The sequence below is a fragment of the Brevibacillus sp. AG genome (genome assembly GCF_028369215.1).
In the GTDB taxonomy this organism is placed as follows: domain Bacteria; phylum Bacillota; class Bacilli; order Brevibacillales; family Brevibacillaceae; genus Brevibacillus; species Brevibacillus porteri.
Map to the genome: position 1 here is coordinate 100504 of NZ_JAQMYO010000010.1, position 21309 is coordinate 121812.

The 21309-nt window shown below is 47.1% G+C and carries 21 protein-coding genes; 6 read left to right on the forward strand and 15 right to left on the reverse strand.

Annotation, left to right across the window (positions count from 1 at the left end; genetic code table 11):
* The first annotated feature begins 62 nt into the window (after window positions 1–62).
* Together yfkAB and POF51_RS24510 are read left to right on the forward strand one after the other, a co-directional pair.
* Window positions 63–1178 carry a radical SAM/CxCxxxxC motif protein YfkAB gene (gene yfkAB, locus POF51_RS24505; protein ID WP_017247841.1) on the forward strand — a complete coding sequence of 372 codons (1116 nt, stop codon included), beginning with the start codon at window positions 63–65 and terminating at the stop codon, window positions 1176–1178.
* Between the two features lie 31 nt (window positions 1179–1209).
* Window positions 1210–1464 carry an alpha/beta-type small acid-soluble spore protein gene (locus tag POF51_RS24510; protein WP_007724320.1) on the forward strand — a complete coding sequence of 85 codons (255 nt, stop codon included), beginning with the start codon at window positions 1210–1212 and terminating at the stop codon, window positions 1462–1464.
* A gap of 2 nt (window positions 1465–1466) precedes the next feature.
* Here the strand turns inward: POF51_RS24510 and POF51_RS24515 are convergent, their stop codons facing one another.
* The 5 genes from POF51_RS24515 to POF51_RS24535 all read right to left on the reverse strand — a co-directional run bounded on the left by POF51_RS24515 (window position 1467) and on the right by POF51_RS24535 (window position 6767).
* Window positions 1467–2876, reverse strand: a complete 1410-nt coding sequence (locus tag POF51_RS24515) for an MDR family MFS transporter (RefSeq protein ID WP_083261743.1) — start codon at window positions 2874–2876, stop codon at window positions 1467–1469.
* Between the two features lie 180 nt (window positions 2877–3056).
* Window positions 3057–3245 (reverse strand): hypothetical protein, encoded by a 189-nt coding sequence (locus POF51_RS24520; protein ID WP_007724315.1) that lies wholly within the window; start codon window positions 3243–3245, stop codon window positions 3057–3059.
* A 100-nt stretch (window positions 3246–3345) separates the two neighbouring features.
* Window positions 3346–3693: a LysM peptidoglycan-binding domain-containing protein gene (locus POF51_RS24525; RefSeq protein WP_017247838.1), complete on the reverse strand. Its 348-nt coding sequence runs from the start codon at window positions 3691–3693 to the stop codon at window positions 3346–3348.
* 152 nt (window positions 3694–3845) lie between these two features.
* A complete protein-coding gene (locus POF51_RS24530; protein ID WP_069852332.1) occupies window positions 3846–5066 on the reverse strand; it encodes a metal-dependent hydrolase family protein in 1221 nt (406 codons plus the stop codon).
* A 165-nt stretch (window positions 5067–5231) separates the two neighbouring features.
* Window positions 5232–6767 carry a fumarate hydratase gene (locus POF51_RS24535; protein ID WP_069852335.1) on the reverse strand — a complete coding sequence of 512 codons (1536 nt, stop codon included), beginning with the start codon at window positions 6765–6767 and terminating at the stop codon, window positions 5232–5234.
* Window positions 6768–6949: 182 nt separating this feature from the next.
* On the opposite strand from POF51_RS24535, the gene POF51_RS24540 reads away from it, so the two are divergent.
* From POF51_RS24540 to POF51_RS24550, 3 genes are all read left to right on the forward strand, one after another.
* Window positions 6950–8908 carry a beta-propeller domain-containing protein gene (locus tag POF51_RS24540; RefSeq protein WP_069852337.1) on the forward strand — a complete coding sequence of 653 codons (1959 nt, stop codon included), beginning with the start codon at window positions 6950–6952 and terminating at the stop codon, window positions 8906–8908.
* An 80-nt stretch (window positions 8909–8988) separates the two neighbouring features.
* Window positions 8989–9675 carry a tetratricopeptide repeat protein gene (locus POF51_RS24545; protein WP_048032371.1) on the forward strand — a complete coding sequence of 229 codons (687 nt, stop codon included), beginning with the start codon at window positions 8989–8991 and terminating at the stop codon, window positions 9673–9675.
* 108 nt (window positions 9676–9783) lie between these two features.
* A complete protein-coding gene (locus POF51_RS24550; RefSeq protein WP_083261744.1) occupies window positions 9784–10437 on the forward strand; it encodes a SurA N-terminal domain-containing protein in 654 nt (217 codons plus the stop codon).
* A 58-nt stretch (window positions 10438–10495) separates the two neighbouring features.
* On the opposite strand, the gene POF51_RS24555 is transcribed toward POF51_RS24550, so the two are convergent.
* From POF51_RS24555 to POF51_RS24595, 9 genes are all read right to left on the reverse strand, one after another.
* The gene (locus POF51_RS24555; RefSeq protein WP_069852342.1) at window positions 10496–11185 is read right to left on the reverse strand and encodes an MBL fold metallo-hydrolase; all 690 of its coding nucleotides are present in this window, start codon (window positions 11183–11185) and stop codon (window positions 10496–10498) included.
* Window positions 11186–11284: 99 nt separating this feature from the next.
* Window positions 11285–12073: an ABC transporter ATP-binding protein gene (locus POF51_RS24560; RefSeq protein ID WP_069852344.1), complete on the reverse strand. Its 789-nt coding sequence runs from the start codon at window positions 12071–12073 to the stop codon at window positions 11285–11287.
* A 90-nt stretch (window positions 12074–12163) separates the two neighbouring features.
* Window positions 12164–12604 carry a hypothetical protein gene (locus POF51_RS24565; protein ID WP_069852346.1) on the reverse strand — a complete coding sequence of 147 codons (441 nt, stop codon included), beginning with the start codon at window positions 12602–12604 and terminating at the stop codon, window positions 12164–12166.
* A complete protein-coding gene (locus tag POF51_RS24570) occupies window positions 12601–13431 on the reverse strand; it encodes a DUF3100 domain-containing protein (protein WP_017247830.1) in 831 nt (276 codons plus the stop codon). Before POF51_RS24570 ends, POF51_RS24565 begins: the two co-directional genes overlap by 4 nt.
* Before the next feature lie 27 nt (window positions 13432–13458).
* Window positions 13459–14634, reverse strand: coding sequence for an amidohydrolase (locus tag POF51_RS24575; protein WP_017247829.1), 1176 nt, complete (start codon window positions 14632–14634; stop codon window positions 13459–13461).
* Between the two features lie 276 nt (window positions 14635–14910).
* A complete protein-coding gene (locus tag POF51_RS24580; protein ID WP_069852348.1) occupies window positions 14911–15372 on the reverse strand; it encodes a hypothetical protein in 462 nt (153 codons plus the stop codon).
* Between the two features lie 143 nt (window positions 15373–15515).
* On the reverse strand, window positions 15516–17048 hold the full coding sequence (locus POF51_RS24585) for an amino acid permease (protein ID WP_069852350.1): 1533 nt from the start codon (window positions 17046–17048) through the stop codon (window positions 15516–15518).
* A 4-nt stretch (window positions 17049–17052) separates the two neighbouring features.
* The gene (locus tag POF51_RS24590; protein ID WP_017247826.1) at window positions 17053–17202 is read right to left on the reverse strand and encodes a hypothetical protein; all 150 of its coding nucleotides are present in this window, start codon (window positions 17200–17202) and stop codon (window positions 17053–17055) included.
* A gap of 145 nt (window positions 17203–17347) precedes the next feature.
* Complete coding sequence (locus tag POF51_RS24595) at window positions 17348–19765, reverse strand: EAL domain-containing protein (protein WP_271756267.1); 2418 nt, start codon at window positions 19763–19765, stop codon at window positions 17348–17350.
* A 190-nt stretch (window positions 19766–19955) separates the two neighbouring features.
* On the opposite strand from POF51_RS24595, the gene uvsE reads away from it, so the two are divergent.
* Complete coding sequence (uvsE, locus tag POF51_RS24600) at window positions 19956–20882, forward strand: UV DNA damage repair endonuclease UvsE (RefSeq protein ID WP_069852355.1); 927 nt, start codon at window positions 19956–19958, stop codon at window positions 20880–20882.
* On the opposite strand, the gene POF51_RS24605 is transcribed toward uvsE, so the two are convergent.
* Entirely contained in the window at window positions 20841–21155 is a 315-nt protein-coding gene (locus POF51_RS24605; protein WP_083261746.1) for a hypothetical protein, read from the reverse strand. The genes uvsE and POF51_RS24605 overlap by 42 nt on opposite strands.
* Between the last annotated feature and the right edge of the window lie 154 nt (window positions 21156–21309).

The window sequence follows — 21309 nt, forward strand, 5'->3', positions numbered from 1 at the left end:
CTTCCGCCCTAATGTCGTTATAATAGGTTGAGTTGTACGCAGAATGAAGGAGGTTTCCACAATTGATCCGCATGGTTCCAACTACATCATTAACACCTTTACACGATCCATGGGAGCCGTTGTTCAATGCGACACCCCCCGCCTATAAACTTACCAGCGTCGAGTTTACTGTAACGAATCTGTGCAATCTCCGCTGTGAGCATTGCGCGGTTGGTGATACATTGCGATACAAAGACGATCCCGCTCTCCCTGTCGATCTCATACTCCGTCGTCTCGATGAAGCAAAAGACCTGCTTACTATCAGTATAACAGGCGGAGAACCGATGTACAGCGAGCGCACCGTGAAAACTGTGATCGCGCCTATTCTACAATATGCAGCAGATCGTGGACTGCGGACGCAAATCAACTCCAACATGTCCATGCCGTTTTCTCGGTATGAGTTGATCCTGCCTTACATCGACGTCATGCATATTTCATGGAACTGGTCTACTCCCGAAGAATTCCATGATATTGTTTACGCAAAAGCACGGCAGCCGGTTTCAATCAAAAGAGCGGAAGCGCAGTTTCAAGAGATGATGGAAAATGCCCGCAAGCTCTCGGAAGCTGGTGTATTTGTCTCAGCCGAAACGATGCTGAATCATCGCACATGGACAAAGCTCGATACCCTCCATCGTCAGATTCAGGAGATGGGCAGCAAGCGACATGAGGTACACCCGATGTACGCGAGTGATTTTGCCCGTGATCTGGATGTACTTTCACTCGATGAGCTTCGTCAAGCCATTCATCGGATGCTCGATGTACGTAATGAAGATTTGTGGATGCTTTTCGGGACGCTTCCGTTTTTCGCTTGTAGTTCTGAAGCGGCAGACAGGGAATTGATCAGCAGACTACGCTCAGCGAAAAATGTGACGACTCGCAATGATCCTGATGGTCGCAATCGTCTTAACATCAACATTTTCACCGGCGATGTCATCGTGACCGATTTCGGGGATGTAGAGCCATTGGGCAATATTCAAACCGACCAGCTCCAGTCGATGTTTGGAAAATGGCAAGAACACACGCTGAATCAGAAGATCAATTGCTTTTGCCCTGCTGCTGGATGTGCAGGACCTAACCTGCTCGTTGCTAATACTTACTATCAGGAGACTGATTTCACTCTGCGCAAAGCACTCGTCTAATTGGGCACACTAGGGCGTGAGGTGATCTACCATGAGCAGACGCAAACGCCCACTCGTCCCCGAGGCGAGAAAAGGACTGGACGCCCTAAAAGCGCAGGTTGCACACGTTGCTGATCCCGCGCAAGCCAAATTCGAGGTCGCAGAAGAAATTCATGTTCCATTGCAGCCCGGCTACAATGGACAATTAACCTCTCACGATGCCGGTCGAATTGGAGGACGCTTGGGCGGCAGTATGGTCAGAGAAATGGTTCGGATGGCAATGGAAGGCATGAATAAAAAACCGTGATCCTATTGTTTGGGAACCCCGCTATTTGAGTTATGCGAATGGCGGGGTTCTTTGTCGAGCAATCGAGTATTGCCGATTAGAACACTGGCTATCAAACTGATTCCAATTAGAATCAATCCAGTGACAAAGACACCGTGCATAGCTTCACTAAACACCATTCCAGCCCGCATTCGCCATTCTACAATGGTCCCAAACACACTGATTCCAATCGTCCCCCCAATGGAACGAAATAATTGCGATGTCGACATAGCAACGCCCCGATCTTGCGGTTTTACAGCGCTGTGTGCGGCTGTACCGAGTGCCGGATAGATTGCCCCCATGCCTAGACCTGTGACAATCATGTAGCTAACGAGTTGTGTGTTGGTTGTCTCTCCATCAATCGTGCTCAGAAGGAAAAAGCCGGTCGCCATGATGAGTAAGCTGGGAATCAAAATCGCCCGAAATGAAGCTTTTTCCATCCATCTTCCCCCACCCGTCGAAGAAATCGCTGCGGACAGCATGAGTGGCACTAAAAGGAATCCAGCTTCTGAGGGACTCGCCCCGCGTACCCCTTGAACGAACAGAGGGATATAGGCGATGGCACCGAACAAAGCGGCACTCACAAAGAATCCTACGAGATTGCCATATCCGATGACCGGAATGCGAAATAGGGAAAGCGGAAGCAGGGGCTCCTTTGCTTTGGTTTCAATCCAGATGAACAAACCGAGAAGGAAGATACCCGCTCCCCCTAACCCGATCTTGTATTCCCTCCCCTCCATAACAAGGGACAGCAGGATAAAAATGATGGCTGCACTCAAGCTAGTCGCCCCATACCAATCAATCACTGGCTTCTTAGCATAGTGCCGCTGGTCACGAAAGGCTAGAGCAATGATCAATAAAGCAGTGATACCGATAGGAAGGTTTATAAAAAAGATCCATCCCCACGGCAGATGCTCCACGAGAATTCCTCCCAACGAGGGACCGAGTATACTCGTCATGGCAAAGACAGCTCCGAAAAGTCCTTGAAATTTGCCTCTCTTTTCGGGTGGATACAGTTCACCCACAATGATGAACGCAACCGGCATTAATGCCCCAGCGCCCAACCCTTGAACTCCTCTCGCGGCAATAAGACCCGTAATGGAATTAGCCATGCCGCACAGGAGAGATCCCACAAGAAACAGAAACAAACCGATCACATACATTTTTCTCGGCCCAATCAAGTCCGCCATTTTCCCATAGATGGGCATGCTCGTGGTCGATGTGAGCATATAAATGGCGAACACCCAGCTATAAAGAGAAAGACCTCCCAGCTCTTTGGTAATTGTCGGCATGGCTGTTGATACAATCGTCTGATCCAACGATGACAAGATTAGCCCCATCAGTACTCCACTCGTAACCAATCCTACGCGACGCTTTTCCTTGTTCAACTCCATCACTCCCCTTTTTGAAGTCAGTTGATAACAGCTCCAAAAATATAAGGGAATTTTCAAAAAAAGAGTAGACTTTTTCTTTCTGATGAGTTATTCTGATGATAGAGTCTGCCCCTAAGAACTACGAATGAATCATAAATAAAAACCGCCTCCATTATGGACGCGGTTTTCTTGTTTTTCCATTCATCTCAGCTTGTCGAGCTTTTTGGCACTTGCCTTACGAGGTCCAAGCATCGCCTTTCCTATGTCGCCCACTTTGTTTACAGAGTCAAAAACTTGGTCGATCACATCCACCAGTTCACGAATCTGCACCACTTTTCCATAGACGCCCATGAAATGGTGTCTGACGTTTTTTCCATTTAACCCTAGCATGGCCGCACCTCCTCTTAATCCTCTCGTATCACTTTATGCAGGATCAGGCGAAGAGGAAATAGCGATGTGTGGAAAATTATTCGGCCCTCTATCCGGCTGCTTAGCGTGGACGAGGCGTGCCGGTCGGACGTGGGCGCGGAGGTTGTGTCGGCGTAATGGCCCGCTCCAGACGAGTGACACGGTTCTCCAACCGATCTACTCGATTATCCAGCCTGCGAAAATCTTCGCGAAGCGCATCTACTCGATTCTCCAGTCGATTCAAACGACGCTCGACATCCCCACCAGGAGCTGGTGTCGGAGTCGGAGTAATCGGGATATACAAATTTTGACCAACGTAAATGTAGTAGGGATAGGCGATATTATTCACGCGGATCAATTCCTGAACGGATACACCAAAACGAGCCGCAATGCTGTTCAGCGTATCTCCCGAACGGACTACATAGTTCACGAATCTCACTCCTTTTTTTCTGTGATCATTCGTTATTAACCTATGCCCGCCCTGGTACACGCGCAATAAACCAATGCCCATTTTGGCAAAAGAATAGTCAAACACCCAGTACAAACGCCGTTACAAACCTGAAAGAACAAGGCTCAGTCCCATCAACACTTGGAATAGACTGTCACACCCTCAAGAAACACTTCTTCCACTTGCTTCAATACCTCTATCTCTTGTAGTGGATCCCCTTTTACCACAAGCAAATCTGCAAAATAACCTGGCGCTAACGTACCGATCTTGTTCCCTTGGTCCAGCACCTCAGCAGCGCTTTGGGTAGCAGCCTGGATCGCACGAATTGGCTCCATTCCCAGCTCCACCATCAGCTTGATCTCTTCTGCCACAGGGGTAATCGGATAGCCTTCCAATACGATATCCGTACCCGTAGCGATCTTTACGCCTGTATTTATCAATTGTACGAAGTTCTCCCGGTACGCCTTTTCCGATTCGATGAAAAAGGCTCCCTGCTCGATAAGCCCTTCGCTCAATATGCCTTGATTCGCCTGTTGTTGCTCATTCCAAATATGTTTGTAGTAATCAGCAATCTGGAAAAAGGTGACCATGGTCGGTACCCATACCAGTCCTTTTTCTTTCATCTGTTCTGCCTGTTCGACGGTCATAAACGTCGCATGCTCGATCGTATCAAATCCCGCATCAATCGCCATCTGAATCGCAGGTTGGAGCGAGGCATGCACACAGCATTTCCGTCCCAAACGATGCGATTCATCAACCGCCGCATCCAGCTCCTCTTGCGTGAACTCCGGCGTTGCTGTACGGTGACTCGTCATGAGCTTGATCCAGTCGGCTCCTGCTCTCACTTGTTCACGTACGGCTGTCCGCACTTCCCACGGACCATTTGCTTCTCGCAAGGCCCCCTCTAATTGCCAACCGTGCCCCCCGGTCATAATAATCCCTTGGTTGACCTGAAAAAGACGAGGGGAAACAATGAATTTGTTCTTGGCTGCCAACTTCAGCGTACTGCACAATCCATCTGGTGCTGCTACATCGCGGATCGTCGTAACCCCCAAGGAAAGTACCTCTTTCAAGTTCGCTGTCGCAAGTAAAGCCACCAGTCCATCGTTGTTGCGATACTCAGCGGAGTCTGGTTTACTCCACCAATACCCGATATGAACATGTAAATCGATTAAGCCTGGCAAAATGGAGCATCCGCTGTACCGCTTTACCTCTCCTTCCGAAATGGAATCCGTAAGCTCTGATTCTGTCCCCACTGCGAAAATTTTTCCTCGCTCATCAATCCCAACAACGCCTTGTTCGATTACATGCTCTCCATCTCCGATAATAACGCGATCAGCAATCAACCATTTCATTTCTGTCCCCCCTGTCAAAAATGAAAATCCATCTGTCCGCAATCCTGGTTAGTCCCTCGAAAGTTCATCATGCATCCAACCTTTTCCTCCTTGTTTCTTGGCCTCGTAAAAAATAAAAAAACCTCCGGCTACACAGAAGTGCGCCAGAGGTTTTCCCTTTATCCCTTATTTAAATACAGGTGCAGCAAATTGTGCCAGTCTCTCTGCAGACGTTTTCTCGACATCCGCATGCAAGCTGTTGCCATGCGCATCCATCGTTACGATTGCCGCGAAGCCTTTTACATTCAAGTGCCACATTGCTTCTGGAATACCGAATTCCATGAAGTCAACACCGTTTACTTTTTTGATGCAGCGTGCGTAGTATTGTGCTGCCCCACCAATTGCATTGAGGTAAACAGCACCATGCTCATTCAATGCTTTCAGTGTTTTTGCACCCATTCCGCCTTTTCCGATAACGGCGCGGATTCCGAATTTCTTGATGATTTCGCCTTGGTATGGCTCCTCACGGATGGAAGTCGTCGGACCAGCCGCTTTTACATGCCACTCACCCTCATGATCCTTCATCATAACTGGACCGCAATGGTAGATGATGCCGCCATTCAGGTCCACTGGACAGTCATGATCCATCAGGTAGCTGTGCAGCGCGTCGCGTCCTGTGTGCATTTCTCCGTTGATGATAACCACATCGCCCACTTTCAGGCTGCGGATTTGTTCTTCCGTGATCGGCGCTTGCAGAACAACTTCACGAGGCTCATCGTCTGTTTCGTCCGCAGCTGCTACTGGCGTCAAGTCCATCGCCACTTCTTCATCTTTATACAGATAACGAAGGATTTCACCAGTCTCCGGGTTCAGGCGAACACCTTGACGGCGGAAGGCCCAGCAGTTGTAGGCAACGGATACGAAGAAGCTTGCTGGCAGGCGGTTTTCCACGCCGATTTTACAGCCGAGCAGAGTCGCGTTTCCACCAAAGCCCATCGTTCCGATTCCGAGTTGGTTTGCGGTTTCCATGATGTAGTCTTCCAATGCAGCCAAATCAGCGTTTGGATTGACATCTTCTACTTTGCGGAACAATTGATGCTTCGCCAGTGCATAACCGGAGGTGCGATCGCCACCGATTCCTACGCCGATGAAGCCGGCACTACAGCCTTGTCCTTGTGCTTGGTATACTGCGTGCAAAATGCACTTGCGAATGCCATCCAGGTTGCGGCCCACTTTGCCCAGGCCTTCGAGTTCACAGGGCAGGGAGTATTGGATGTTCTTGTTCTCACAGCCGCCGCCTTTGAGAATCAGCTTGATTTCGATTTCATCCTCTTCCCATTGCTCGAAGTGAATGACAGGAGTACCTGGTCCGAGGTTGTCCCCTGTATTTTCACCCGTCAAGGAATCTACGGAGTTGGAACGCAGCTTACCTGTTTTGGTTGCTTCTGCAATCATTTCTTTGATGGCTTGTTTAATGATCAGCTGGTTGACTCCAACCGGAGTTTTTACTTCGAAAGTTGGCATCCCCGTATCTTGACAGATCGGAGAAACATTTTCTTCTGCCATGACGACGTTTTCCGCAATCGTAGACAAAGACAGCGCTGCACGAGTGCCAAGATCCTCTTTCACTTTAGCTGCATTGACGGCACGACGCACGTCTGGTGGTAGATTCGTAGAAGTATCCGTGATGAGTTCCAGAATGCTTTGCTTCAAGTTTTCCATCTATGACGCCCCTTTTGACGTAGTGGTGTAAATGGTAGCATAAACCGCCTATTATTATAGCACACGCTCCCCCACCTGTCCGTAGATTGCTGTCCAAAGAGTGCGTGAAACATTCCGTAATCGTGCTTCGTCTTATTACCGACAACAAATTTTGGCAAGAAGCAAATATGAGGGGGATCAAAATGAAAAGAACATTTGCCGGGCTTCTCGCCTCCATGATGGTGGTGACCGCTATACCCTTCCTGTTCGCAACAGGTACAGTAGCGGAGCCAACCGTTCAAGCCGCATCTACAGAAGAGTTGCCAGTAGTCGGTTCCTATGCGGAGCTAAAAAAGCTCATCCAGTCATCAGACCTGGACAGCTACCATTACGCCACCATGGAAACGACTGCCGCTATGCCAGTAGCAGCACCTAGCACAGCCAACAAAGTAGCGGACACTTCCGGTGGAGCTGCTCGCGGTGATTTTTCCACAACGAACACACAAGTGCAGGGCGTCGATGAAGCAGATATCGTAAAGTCAGACGGCACTTATCTTTATCAAGCTACGCAAAATGAAGTACGCATCATCAAAGCGTATCCAGCCACCGAGATGAAGGTCGCAAGCCGTATCAGCTATGACAATGGAAAATTCGTACCACAAGAAATGTACGTAGACGATCGTAGACTCATCGTAATCGGGCAAGCGGATGAGACCATCTCCTATCCTCCAGGTCCTGCTTCCAAAAGAGGCATCCCCCGATACCAAGGAATGCAATCCGTGAAAACCATGATCTACGATATTACGGACAAAAAACAGCCTCGGCTCATTCGTCAACTGGAGCTAGAAGGCCAGTACATGTCGTCCCGCAAAATCGGCGCGAGCTTGTACGTGACAGCCAACCATTACATGGATACGTATCGTATTATGCAAGAGAAAGCAGAAGTGCCAGGTCCAACGTATAAAGACAGCGTCCATCATAACCAATACCAAACCATTCCCTACAGCGAGATTCGTTACTTCCCGGATCACTTTCGTCCAGAGTATTTGATCGTCGCCGGCGTGAATCTGGATGATGCAAAACAAAAGATGTCACTGAATACGTATCTTGGTGCTGGCGAGAACATCTATGCATCCACCAAAAATCTATATGTAGCCGTCACCCAGAACAGTGCTCAGCCAGTAGCGGTTAAGCAAAAAGGAGCGACAACTCCTTTGATTGCACCTCCCATCGAGTCTGATACAACCATTTATCGTTTTGCCATGAACAAGGGAGACATTCGATATACGGGAAAAGGGTCGGTGCCTGGACGCATTCTGAACCAATTTTCTATGGATGAAAACGACGGTTATTTCCGAATCGCCACCACGAGCGGGAACATGTGGCGAGACGATGAGCTTACGTCAAAAAACAACTTGTATGTTCTCGACAACAAACTCGAGGTATTTGGCAAGCTGGAAGGCATCGCTCCAGGAGAACGCATTTACTCTGTCCGTTTCATGGGAGATCGTGCCTACATGGTGACCTTCAAAAAAGTCGACCCGCTGTTCGTTCTCGATCTGAAGAAGCCTTCTGCTCCAAGCATACTAGGTGCCCTCAAAATTCCAGGTTACAGCGACTATTTACACCCGTATGATGAAAACCATATCATCGGTTTTGGCAAAGAAGCAGAATCTGATAAAGACTGGGCGTACTACCAAGGGATGAAAATTGCCCTCTTTGACGTCAGTGATGTAACGAAACCGAAGGAAAAGTTCAAGACTGTTATCGGGGACAGAGGAACAGATTCCGAGCTATTGCGCAATCACAAGGCTCTGCTGTTCTCCAAAGAAAAAAATCTGCTAGCTTTTCCTGTATCCGTCCACGAACAGACAGCTGAACAAAAAGCCAAAAACGATATGCGCGAGTATGGCCACTTTACTTTCCAAGGTGCCTATGTATATCAGCTCGATCTGCAAAAAGGTTTTCAACTGACAGATCAGATCACCCATCTGTCGAAGGAAGATGTCGCGAAAGCAGGCGAAGGCTGGTACGACAGCTCCAGTAACATTAAACGGATACTCACGATTGGCGACACACTCTATACCGTTTCTGACGATTACGTCAAAACACAGCAGCTCTCTACCCCCAAAAAAGAGAATATCTTGCCATTGACGAAATAGCGGTAATGCTCTGTCATGCGGACAGGTTCTGTGCTAAGATGGGGTAATAGATGCAGCGTAAATAGAGAGGGTGTCACTACGTGGAGTATTTGAGTTTTAATTTGACATCAACGCTGGCAGGGATTGCGGCTGTGCTGTTGGTTATGTTTATTCGCCTGCACTGGCCCTTCCGCTTTCAGTACATGGCCAATCTTTTCAAACGCCGTTTGAATATTCGATTGCGCTGGCTGGAGGCTTCCTATCGGAAGAACCGTTCCCGTGCTGTCGCTATGCTGGATAAATCAACACATGAGATCATGCTTGGCAATTATGAAATGGCCGAAAAATATATCGTTCAAGGAATCAACGTTTGCAAAGAACGACCAACGTTATTCAATCAAGCGATGATTCACTACTTGTTTTACAACCTGGCGATCGTTTACTATTCATCCGAACGATACAACGAATCGTTGGAAGTGGCGTTTCGTATTTACCAGCGTGATCAGGGAATGACTGATTCCTTAGCTCTTATTGCCTGTTCACACGCCCGCCTGGGTGAAGTAGAGAGTGCGATAGAAGCTTACCAGCTGATCGCAAGCAAACGATCGGCAAAAGACTGGAAGCTCTTCTGCTTGGCAGAGATTGAAGCTGCCAAAGGAAATTACGAGCGAGCCCTTTCCCATCTCAAGCAATTGATGGACAAATCAGCCAGTCTGTTGCATCTGAATCACACCGTACTGGAAAAACGCTTGGAAGAGTGGAAAAAAGCCTCTACACAAGCCAGCTAATCGATTGACGACCGCACATTGCTTTATGTGTGCGGTTTTTATTTTCCTGTCCCCGTAACGCTGCTCTATGCACAGTCGTATAACTATCATGAAAGTGAGGTATTTTTAATGAAAAAATTCAATGTATCTATACTTGCTGTCTCAGCACTTGTACTCGGTCTCGCTGTAGCGGGCTGTACACCTGGAAAAGATTCTGCTTCTTCCTCTACAGAGGCACTGGCTAAAGTAGGAACTGTCTCTATTTCCAAAGATCAAGTATACGAGGCTATGAAAAAAGAAGCTGGGAAACGCGTGATGTCTGATCTCATCATAAAGGAAATATATAAACAAGAAGCGGTTGCACAGGGAGTCACGGTAAGTGATCAGGAACTGGACGCAAAAATTAACCCAATCAAAGAAAAAATGGGGCCTGAGAAATTCCAAGAGTATTTGACTGAGGAAGAAATTACCGAGGATGAATTGCGTGAGAGATCACGTTTGATCCTGTTAAGGGACAAGATGTTCGAGAAAGCTTACCCGATCACGGAAGAGCAAATCAAGGAATACTATGAGAAAAACAAAGAAAAGCTCGATGGTACGCTGGAAGAAGTACGTCCAAAGGTAACGGAGAAAGTCAAAGATAAAAACAAACGTTCCAACATGAGTACGTGGATCAAGGAATTGAAGAAAAAGCATAATGTTCAAATTTTGGACAAAGCATTTGAAAAAGTAGAGGATACAGAGAAAGAAGCGGACAAAGCAGAACTTCCTGCTTCAAAATAAATCGGACAAAAAAGACTTGTGTCAGCCTTTTGAGGCGCACAAGTCTTTTTTGTACATATTACCTACGTGCAATGGCAATGAGTTCCTGCAAAAACACCTTAATTTCGCCTTGAAGAATGGGGCCATGACCAGTGGCTAAATACTCAATGGGCCAATCCTGCAAAATCTCCAAGCCCTCCGTAAACTCAGCCGCTCGCTCTGGTTCACGTGCTACCCATTGCTTCAAGTGTTCTTGATAAGCTGTCCGACAGTCCACTTCCCCGCCAACGATTTGACCGAGTTCTGTGTTTTCAAAGCACAAATGATCGCCAACAAAGCAAATTTTCGTCTGGGGATCAAAGAAGGCAACAGAGCCTTCTGTATGAAAAGAAAGCTGTCGGAAACGCAGGGAAGGCAGATCTCCCCCACTACCTGTAAACGTATGGCCGAATAGCGTCTGTGAAAAATCGTCCAGTTCGTAATAATCGTCGAGGTGAATCCAATTGTTTCGAGAAGGGAACATATCGGCATTTCCAATATGATCAGCATGTCGGTGAGTGAAGTAGACATATTCCGTTCGCTCTGGCTTGACCCCAATCTCTGCCAACGCCTGTTGAAAATAAGAGCGTTGCTTGCGCTGGTGAGAATCAATCAATACAAAGGCATTCCCTTGTTTGATCACATAGCTGTTTACGAAGCTATTCCACGCTTCCTCATAGGTGATGATCGCCCAGGTGGAGTCTGTGATTGGTGCAATCACATTGTTCATGCCTCCATCTCTCCTCTCCTCCCAGATACAATTTCTTATTGCTATTATACACAATCATGCACAACCTTGCTGATTCGTGCCCAAACTTATCCTACACAATCAGACTGTCGCCTCTTCCCCTAAGCTTACCCAAGATCTTCCTTGTGAGCGTTGAATGTGAACAGGTACACCGAAAAAGCTTGTCAGACGCTCTGCCGTCAGGACCTCATCTGTTGTTCCAGCCTGGTCTACTTCTCCCGCTTTTAGCAGCAAGGTATGCGTGAAGCAAGGCAAAATTTCTTCGATGTGATGGGTGACATAAATGAGAGTTGGTCCGTTTGGCTGTTTGGCGATTTGTTCGATCATGGCCAACAGCTGTTCTCTTGAAAGCAAGTCCAGTCCAGTGCAAGGCTCGTCTAGGATGAGTAATCGAGGGGAAGCCATCAATGCACGAGCAATCAGTATTTTTTGTCTCTCCCCTTGCGATAAAGCCGCAAAACGTCTGTTTTTTAATGCACGGCATCCAAAAGTATCGAGTAAATGCGACGCTTTCTCTACGTCTGCCTCCTCTGGAACGGAATACAAGCCGATGGTTGCTTCTCGTCCACTCAAGACGACACGGAGTGCGGTTTCATGCTCGTGAAGCTGTGCCATCAGTGCTGTGCTTACCCAGCCGATTGATTTGCGCACCTCGCGTAAGTCGACTGTTCCGTAAAGATTGCCTAATACACTGACCTCTCCCTTTGTCGGCCACACATAGCCACAAATGATATTCAACAGACTGGTTTTACCAGAGCCGTTTAAACCGACTAAACACCAATGCTCCTTGTCTTGCACTTGCCAGGCAATGTCTCGCAGAATCGTTATTTCATCCCTTTGCCAGGTAACCTTTCTCACATCAATGATCATGCTCTCTCCACTCCTGACTCTCACAGTTGTATGTGAAAAGAACCTCCATGGCATATGGAAGCACACGGAGGCCCTAACACAAAAACAGTTTCATAAAAATTTGCCTTGAAGCTTAAATACAATCTCCGCAAACAGCGTAGCGAAGAGGAACGTGCCGGTAAAGACGACGAGAGACACGACTACGATACGCCAGCTAAGCTGTTTGAATAGATGAACGTCTTTTCCGAGTGATAGACCTGCATACGCGAGAATCGGCGTGGCCAATGCGAGCAGATTGATCTTGGCAATCGCAGCAGCCGTATATTCGTTCCCTGGAAAAAACGGGGATGTCGCAAGCATCGCAAACAAAGAGATCCATACAATGACGGGAGATTTGAACGGAAGAATGCGAGTGAAGCCCATTCCGATCAATGTAATGACCGCCAAGAGCAAAATACCTGGCAAAGATTCCATGAATGGTACTTTATAACCGATCCAGTTACCGATGAGAGCAATGAAGCCAATGATAAAAATCGTCAAGATTTGATTCATGCGCTTTTTCTCCCCCCTTCTGCTGCAGAAGAAGCGCCTTTGCGCCCAATGATAGGCTCAAGCCATGCGTACAGCTTTTGTGTGACCGGCAAAGAGAAGAAGATACATACGTACGTTCCGACGATACTCATCATCAAGTTTGCCGCACCGGAATAAAAAGCAATGTCTTTTTGCGCTTCTGGGAAAATGACAGCCAATGAGCCTGTTGCTGCTGCCATCATACTACCGGAACCAACCGCGGCTCCCATCGCCAGAGAAATCGGGTGAAACAACCCACTGCTTCCTAAAATACTTGCAAGTATCGACATATAAATGGCACCAAACAAGGTTCCGCAAATATATACGCCCAGCGCGCCGCGAGCTTCGGCAGAGTTTGCTCCGAACTTTTCTACGATAATCGCCAAGTTTGGCTCACGGTCGAGAGAATAAGTAGCCCCAATTGCTTCACGCTTCAGACCCAACCACAATGCGACTGGCAAACCAAATGCGATTGTCCCTACAATGTGTCCCATCTCTTGAACAATCAAAGATACACCAGAACCAAGTAGCTTAGGCAGCTCAGGACCGATATTGGCTCCCAGCTTCGCAATAAAGATCAAGAACGAAACACCCAAAATATTGGCTGCGACGTTCATTTCTTTTTCGCTCAAAAATTTAAACTTAGGCCAGCTGATTGCCCCGCCTAAAACGAGGGCGTAGAGCATCGGAAACAGAGCGATAACCCCGATGCCAATACTGATTTTCTTTGTCCCGATAAATTCTGTCAATGCGACGAGAACAAGTACGATAAAATGCAGCTTGTACTCATTGACGCGTCCCTCTGCCATACAACATCCCCCTCACTCTATCTCGCTCTACTCCATGACGACTTTTTGAGCTGCCCGAACAAACAATTCCACGCCGCGTACCATTGCATCCTCATCAAAATCAAAACGTGGATGATGGTGCGGATACGTAAAGCCTTTGTCTGGATTGCCAGCACCCAATTGAATAAAACAGCCTGGAGCTTTTTTCAAATACTCAGAGAAATCTTCACCCGGCATCAAAGGATCAATGTAAATAATCTCTTCTTCTCCCCAACGCTCGCGGATCGTATCCTCCATCAGCTTCGTCACCTGCTTGTCGTTGACAACCGATGTGTAGCCATGTGAGAACGTCAATTCATAACTTGCGCCATGCGCTTCCGTAATTCCTTTAACAATTCGTTCAATCCACATCGGAATATTTTTGCGAATCTCCGCATCGAAACAGCGCGTAGAGCCTGTCAGTGTCATCGAATCCGGAATGATGTTATAAGCTGTCCCTGCATTCAGCATCGTCACCGAAATAACGACCTTGTCCAACGCACTGACATTGCGGGATACAATTTGTTGCAGGCCAGTAATAACCTGTGCCCCAATGACGATCGGGTCAACCGATGCTTCCGGTTGCGAGGAGTGCCCGCCTTTGCCTTGAATCTTGATATCGAAGCGATCTGTCGATGAAGTAAGTGCCCCGTAAAGTACACCGAATTTCCCGACAGGCATGTACGATGCCAAATGAATGCCGATAATCGAATCCAGTCCGTCTGCTGCACCAGCTCTTACGATTTCAGCAGCACCACCTGGCGGCAGCTCCTCGGCATGCTGGAAGAAGAAACGAACCTCGCCTTTGATTTGATCCTTGTACTGGGACAAAATTTTTGCGGCTCCCAACAGCATCGCTGTATGACCGTCATGTCCGCACGCGTGCATCACGCCAGCTTTTCCTGATGCATATGGCACATCATTTTCTTCATGGATGGGGAGCGCATCAATGTCAGCGCGAATACCAAGAACTTTTCCTGGCTGTGATCCGATCAGTCGAGCGACGACACTCGTTTTAGTTGGCCGCGAAAGCTCTAAATTCCCGAAAGATTCCAACGTTTCGTAAATAAATTGAGACGTCTTCTCCTCTTCAAACGACAATTCTGGATGCTGATGGAGATATCTTCGCCATGAGACTACCTGCTCAGCTACTTCATCCGCCCATTTCTTCGTTTCCAAACTCACACAATCACTCCTTTTTCTGCTTTCTTCCTCAAAATCTTCCGAATCAGTTAAGTTTAACTAAAAAAAATATCGTTTTGTGAATTCTATCACGGAACGATGAAAATAACAAATGTCCATTCCACGAGGACAAAGCTGTCGAATCCACATCTGTACCTGTCTATTTATTTGTTATTTTAGAATTTTCTATCGATAATGTCCATGTAAAATATACTATTTGTAACGATAAAAACATTTGCTCTGCTAGAGTGGGAGCTTTTCTAAAGAAAAGCCCTTGTCCTATTCTACATTTACTGCAAAAACGACAAAGCGATTCGAAAATTGCCCCAGCCACATTTCTCCATTCCCTACCATCACGCCTTGATCATTGACAAACGTATCTGTTACCTTTTGCTGTAAAAACGCTTCCTTTACCTTCTCCGTCATGATTCGATCATACTCTTCCAAAAATTGCTGTTCATCTCGGATAAAATGACTTTTTCCGTCTTTGTTCACACGCAGTGGATACCTGATATGCTTGGCTACTTCTGTCTTGTCATTTTTTTTGACCGCCTCTTGAAGTTTTCCATAAAAGGATTCGAATGCGCCTGCATTTGTAATACCCGCGACTTCATACCGATTCGAGGTATTTCCTTCACGCACATATCCGTCATACCCACTCACCTGTGGAACCAAACTCGTCGTTGCGTGAGCCATCAGCGCGATTCCCATTGCAAGCAACACCCATCTCATTCTTTTCATCGCGTTCCTCCCATATGTATTTCTATTTCCTTCCTACTGTTAGCTTTTCGTCCTCTGCCATTCGTTATGCAAAACCACCATCTACGAAAAAAAGCCCTTATGCCAATACTGACATAAGGGAGGCTCTGCCAACTTCTTTTCCATTAGGAGTCCCGAAATTTCGCTTCCTGACGTTTAATGTCTTCCTCCGAATTGCCCAGCGCAGCTTGCGGGCCTTTGAACTGCTTCCGGTAATAAGCCAAATCCATGATCAGAAGCACCAAAAACATGGCTATCAAGGCATACCCAGCTGTTTGATTGGGTGGAATCACCATCATAATCGAGATGAAGAGGATCCAAATCAAGCTCAGCACATTAATGGGTTTACTCCAGTTCCCCAAATGCCAGGGACCGTAATGCTTCCGCTGAAATAGTCCTCGCGATTCCGCCCGGAGCTTGAGGTACAAGGGGATTCCGTAGGCGACATAAAGCCCAACGACACTTACCGCCGTAAGAAATGCCAAAGTGGTATACGTCGTATTCGGATTGATGCTTTTCACGATGTAATCGAACAAGGCAAGCGCAAAGGAAAGAATGATAACCAGCCAAATTGCTTTTGCTGGCGTTCTGTACTTGGTCGATATTTCCGCCCACTGGTGGCTCCACGGCATTCCTTTGTCACGTGAAAACGCATACAACATTCGCGAGAAGGAAGTAATGGACGCCAAGCCACAGAACCACATCGCAAAGGTAACCAGCCACAACACCACTGAACCAAATGTGCCTCCTAATGCCTCGCTAATCACGTAAATAAATGCATTTTCCGCTTCACTCGCAGTCGCTGCGTTTTTGATGGATAAGGTGACAAAAGCAAGCATGATAAATCCAAAAATAAAGGAAAAGGCCACAGACGTATAAATTCCCCAGGCAGCACGAACCCGCGGATTAATCGTTTCTTCAATCGTATGCGCCGATGCATCATAGCCAGTAAACGTCCACTGCGCTTGTAACAACCCAATTAAAAAAGCAATCGCGTACGGTTTGTCAGAAAAGGTTTGACCGACCTGAAAGAGGTAATCAAGCGGTTGCAAATCATGACGGGAGAAAAAGACGAGACTTCCGACGAGTATGACGACGACGCCAATATGGTACCAAGCGGAGAAGTCATTTAACCGGGCCACGAGTCGAATTCCAATGTGGTTAAACGTACCGTGCAATAGGAGTGTGATCCCGAACAGGATTAACGTGGTTGTTTCTGTTGAGGTATAACCAAACGCACTCGCGAGCAGTGGGTCCGCAAACAAAGAGAACGAATAGTCAATACCTGCGACTATCCCGATTTGGCCAATGAGATTGATCCACGCTGTGTACCACCCCCACCGTTTGCTACCTAAAATGGCTGCCCAGTGATACAGCGCTCCAGCTGTAGGGATCGCTGATGCGAGTTCAGACATCGATGCTGCAATCAGGATGACAAATAACGCTACCAAGGTCCATCCGAAGCCCATCATGCCAGAACCGCCATACAGTAATCCATGTCCGTACAAGGATACTGCACCTGTCAAAATAGAGATAATCGAAAATGAGATCGCAAAGTTCGAAAAGCCACCCATATCCCTCAGTAATTCTTGTGCATAACCAAACTTGTTTAGGTCTCTCTTGTCCTCGAGTAATTGCTGTTCTTTTTCCTGCCGCATTTCGTTATCCCTCCCTTCCCTTCTCTGCTTGGGAACCGATAAAGCTTTCATGCGCGCTTTCATCAAATTGCCGGACGCTTTCGTTTGCCCGATACCCAATGGCAATCGCAACTCCAATGGTAAACAGCAATAAGACGACACCTAGAGCCAGCATTCTCTCCCTCCTTTCGTCCTAGATGCAATTCCTTGACAAGTTAGCAGGAATAGTACATTTTACGTGCCAATTTGACAGCTATACCACCTCATTTGGCTGGCAGCTGCAAAACAAAAGAGCAACTCATGAGAGCTGCTCCTCTTGTTTAATTAGCGCCTTTTTGGGCTTGCAAATAAAAGGCTACGTCTTCACTCGGTAACGGTCTGCTGAATAAATAGCCTTGAACTTCTTCACACAGATGCTCCTGCAAAAACGCAAGCTCCTCCTTTGTCTCGACCCCTTCCGCGATCACACGCAGTTGCAAATGATGCGCCATGGAAATTATCGTGGATACGATGGCCTGATTGGAAGGGTGTCCGATCATGTCGCGCACAAACGAGCGATCTATTTTCAAACGATTCAACGGAAATTCTTTCAGATAGTAGAGAGAACTGTAGCCCGTTCCAAAATCGTCAATCGCAACGTGCACCCCTAATTGCTTCAGTTCCTTCAATGCCTGTGTGGCGCGTTGGACGTCGATCATGCTGCTTTCTGTGATTTCCAGCTCCAAGTATTCCGGTGCCAACCCTGTCTGGTGCAGAATCTCAGCGACCATCTGGGTAAAGTCTTGTTTGAGAAATTGACGCGCAGATAGATTAACGGCTACCCGAAGCGACATGAGTCCCTGCTCTTGCCATTGTTTGTTCTGTTTGCAGGCCGTCCGCAGCACCCATTCTCCAATCGGTACGATCAACCCGGTTTCTTCTGCTACAGAGATGAACTGGTCTGGCAAAAGCAATCCTCGTTCAGGATGATTCCAACGAATCAACGCTTCTACACCAACGATTGCGCCTGATTTGGCACATACCTGTGGCTGGTAATGCAATAGAAATTCTTTCCTAGCCAAAGCGCGATTCAATTCATTTTGAATATTCATTTTGTCATTCACTGCTTGTTCCAGATTCGGTACGTACAGGTGGAAACTGTTCTTTCCTTTGTCTTTGGCTGCATACATTGCCGCATCTGCGTTACGCATCAAGACACTTCTGTCTTGTCCATCTTCTGGATATCGAGAAATCCCGATACTCGTCGTTATGTACAGCTCGTGCCCATGGATAAAAAATGCCTGTTCAATCCTTTGGTTGATTTCATTCGCTATGGATGAAACTTCTTTTTCCATGACATCCGTTAGAATCACCATGAATTCGTCTCCGCCAAGCCTGCTCACCGTTCCTTTTTTGCCCACACAATCCTGCAAACGCAAGGAGGCTTCCTGAAGTAACAGGTCACCAAAATCATGCCCCAAGGAATCGTTTACCAGCTTGAAATGGTCGAGATCCAGAAACAACACGTATACTTGCTGATCCGTTTTTTGTGCCTCCATGATCACCTGATCCAGTTGTTGTTCGACAAAACGGCGATTCGGCAAACCAGTCAACGAATCGTGAAAAGCGAGATAATTGATTTTTGTCTCGTATTCTTTCTTATTGGTAATGTCTCTCACAATCATAAAGACACCCGTAATCTGCTGATCGACAAACACAGGGGTATGGGTCATGTTCAAATGAAGCTGACGACCCTCGCTCGTGGTCAAGGTGATCTCGTAGTTGTGCGCCTCACCTTGCACTGCATTTGTAAAGTTTGTCGATATGAGCTCGGCATCTTTAGAAGCACACATCTTCATTAATTTTTCGAGAGGCAAGCTCCGTTCCTTTGTCAATCTCATTGCCGCAGGATTCATGACGCTTTGGCTACCATCGATCGAGTAAAAGATCACCCCATCGTAATTGTGCTCAAATAGCGATTTATAGCGTTGATCACTTTCTAGCACGCGCAAGCTCTTCCCTGCGAATTGCTTGTCCACGTATACAGAAGCCAATGTCACGACCAGAATCATTACGATGACAATGCCAATCATAGTAGCGATCAGGCCCGAATCATCATGCGAGATCACTGCGATTGTCATGTGCTCATGAGCGACGAATGTGGTGGCGTACATACCAGTGTAATGCATACCGGTAATGGCTGCCCCCATCAACAGCCCTGCAATAATTTTACGCCAGAGACCTTTTACTGGGTCCACCGAACGCAATTGAAACGTAAGAATCAACGCAACCATCGAAACCAAGATGGCAACGAAAATAGATATGGTAAACCACAGCCAATCGTACAGAATAATGGCGTTCATCATCATCGCTGCCATCCCTGCATAATGCATTCCGGCGATACCAGACCCAATGACAACCGATCCTGTTACTACCCTCGTTTTGGACATGGACTGCTCGCTCACGATCCATAATGTAAGCGCTGATGATAAAACGGCCAAAACAATCGAGAAAAATACAATCAGGTTATCATACTGGACGGCAATCGGCAGATGCAAGGCAAGCATGGCAACAAAATGCATAGCCCAAATACCAAGCCCCATGGAGACGGCACCAGCACATAACCAAAACACACGTCCCCTGCCTTTTGCAAAATGGAGACGTGCGCCTAGATCTAATGCTGTGTATGACGCCATTGCTGAAATAAAATAGGAGAGAAAAACCAGAGTCATACTATAGGATTGGTCAAGACTATTCATTACATTCTCCTTCAAAAACCTCTACCGAAGTTTACTCACAAGGAACGTCCTCGCTTTCACGGAAAGTTAATTGGCGTGCCTGTGACATTCTCCCATCTTATCCGTTTTATAATTCTCTGGCAAGAAGCCGACGACGTTCGCGTTTTGGAGATACTACAAAGGAATGCTGCTGCAAAGGAGGGAGATTTCCTTGATCCGTATGGGCTATGCCTGCATCAGTGTAAAGACGAAGAACAATCCAAACAAAAAAACGACGGTTGCCCAAGTAAATAAATTAGATCCCCAAGCTCGGTTAAAAAAGCTGCGGCAAGTTATGCAGGCAAACTTTTTCAATTTAATGGATTTGCTTGCTTATAATGTAGAAAATCATATCTTTTTGTATCGACTTCCTTCTGAATTTGTTCCACTCGCTACTCATCCAGTAGCAGCTGAATGGGATTGGGCAAAAGAATTTGCATGGGACTTCCAAAAAGCAGGGAATTATATCCGCAATCATGGCATTCGTTTGACAGCTCATCCCGGACATTACAGCATATTGAACAGCGACAAGCCTTCTGTGCTGGAATCGACGATTGCCGATTTTTCCTACCATGCAAAAGTGTTTGATTTACTGGGGCTCGACGATAATTCCGTCTTGGTGACGCACGTGGGAGGAGTATACGAAGACAAAGCCTCTTCTCTCGATCGTTTTGCATCCAACTTCGAGCTGCTTCCTGAAAACGTCAAACGTCGCTTAGTCGTGGAAAACGATGACATGTCTTTTACCATGCGCGAGGTACTGGAGCTGTGCGAACGGATCGGTGTGCCGATGGTGCTCGATATTCATCACCACAACTGCCATTCTGATGGCGAAGATTGGGCGGAATACCTTCCACGCATTATTCAAACCTGGGGAGAGCGCACACCGAAGATGCACATGTCCTCGCCTAAGTCAGCAAATGACTTTCGCGCTCATGCAGACGATATTGATCCCGAGGCGTTCCTGACATTTGTCAGTGCGCTAGCGGATTACAATGTGGACATCATATTGGAATGCAAAAACAAAGATGATGCCCTGCTTACTTTAAGGCGCGAGTTAAAGAAAAAAGGCGTCGCAGTTGAAGCATTTACGAATTGAGTATGGAAAAGGACGCCGCTTAATTAGCTGGCGTCCTTCCTCGTGCGCTTCAAAATGAACATCCGCAGTCACACCCACGCCCTCGTCTATGACCCCTTCTATGTCGGCAATTGTATCCGGAGGAAGAGCTACCGCCACTCGAAGATGATGAGCCTCGACCAAAGGAACTGCTACCGTCATTCCATAATTGGCAACGGTCATGATAATGATGCATTCTCCGTTCATGATGTTTGTAATGTCTGCGGTATTCCATGTATTTGCGGCGATTTTCACGATGCTCATCGCATTTGTGGTGGAAATACTGCATCCGGTCCATATGAAACTGGAATTTAAACAGGTACAGCTCCAGATCCCTTCCTATGTTCTCATTCGGTCGCGCATTCGGCCTGACATTCGGTCTAATATTTGGTCTAATATTTGGTCTAAT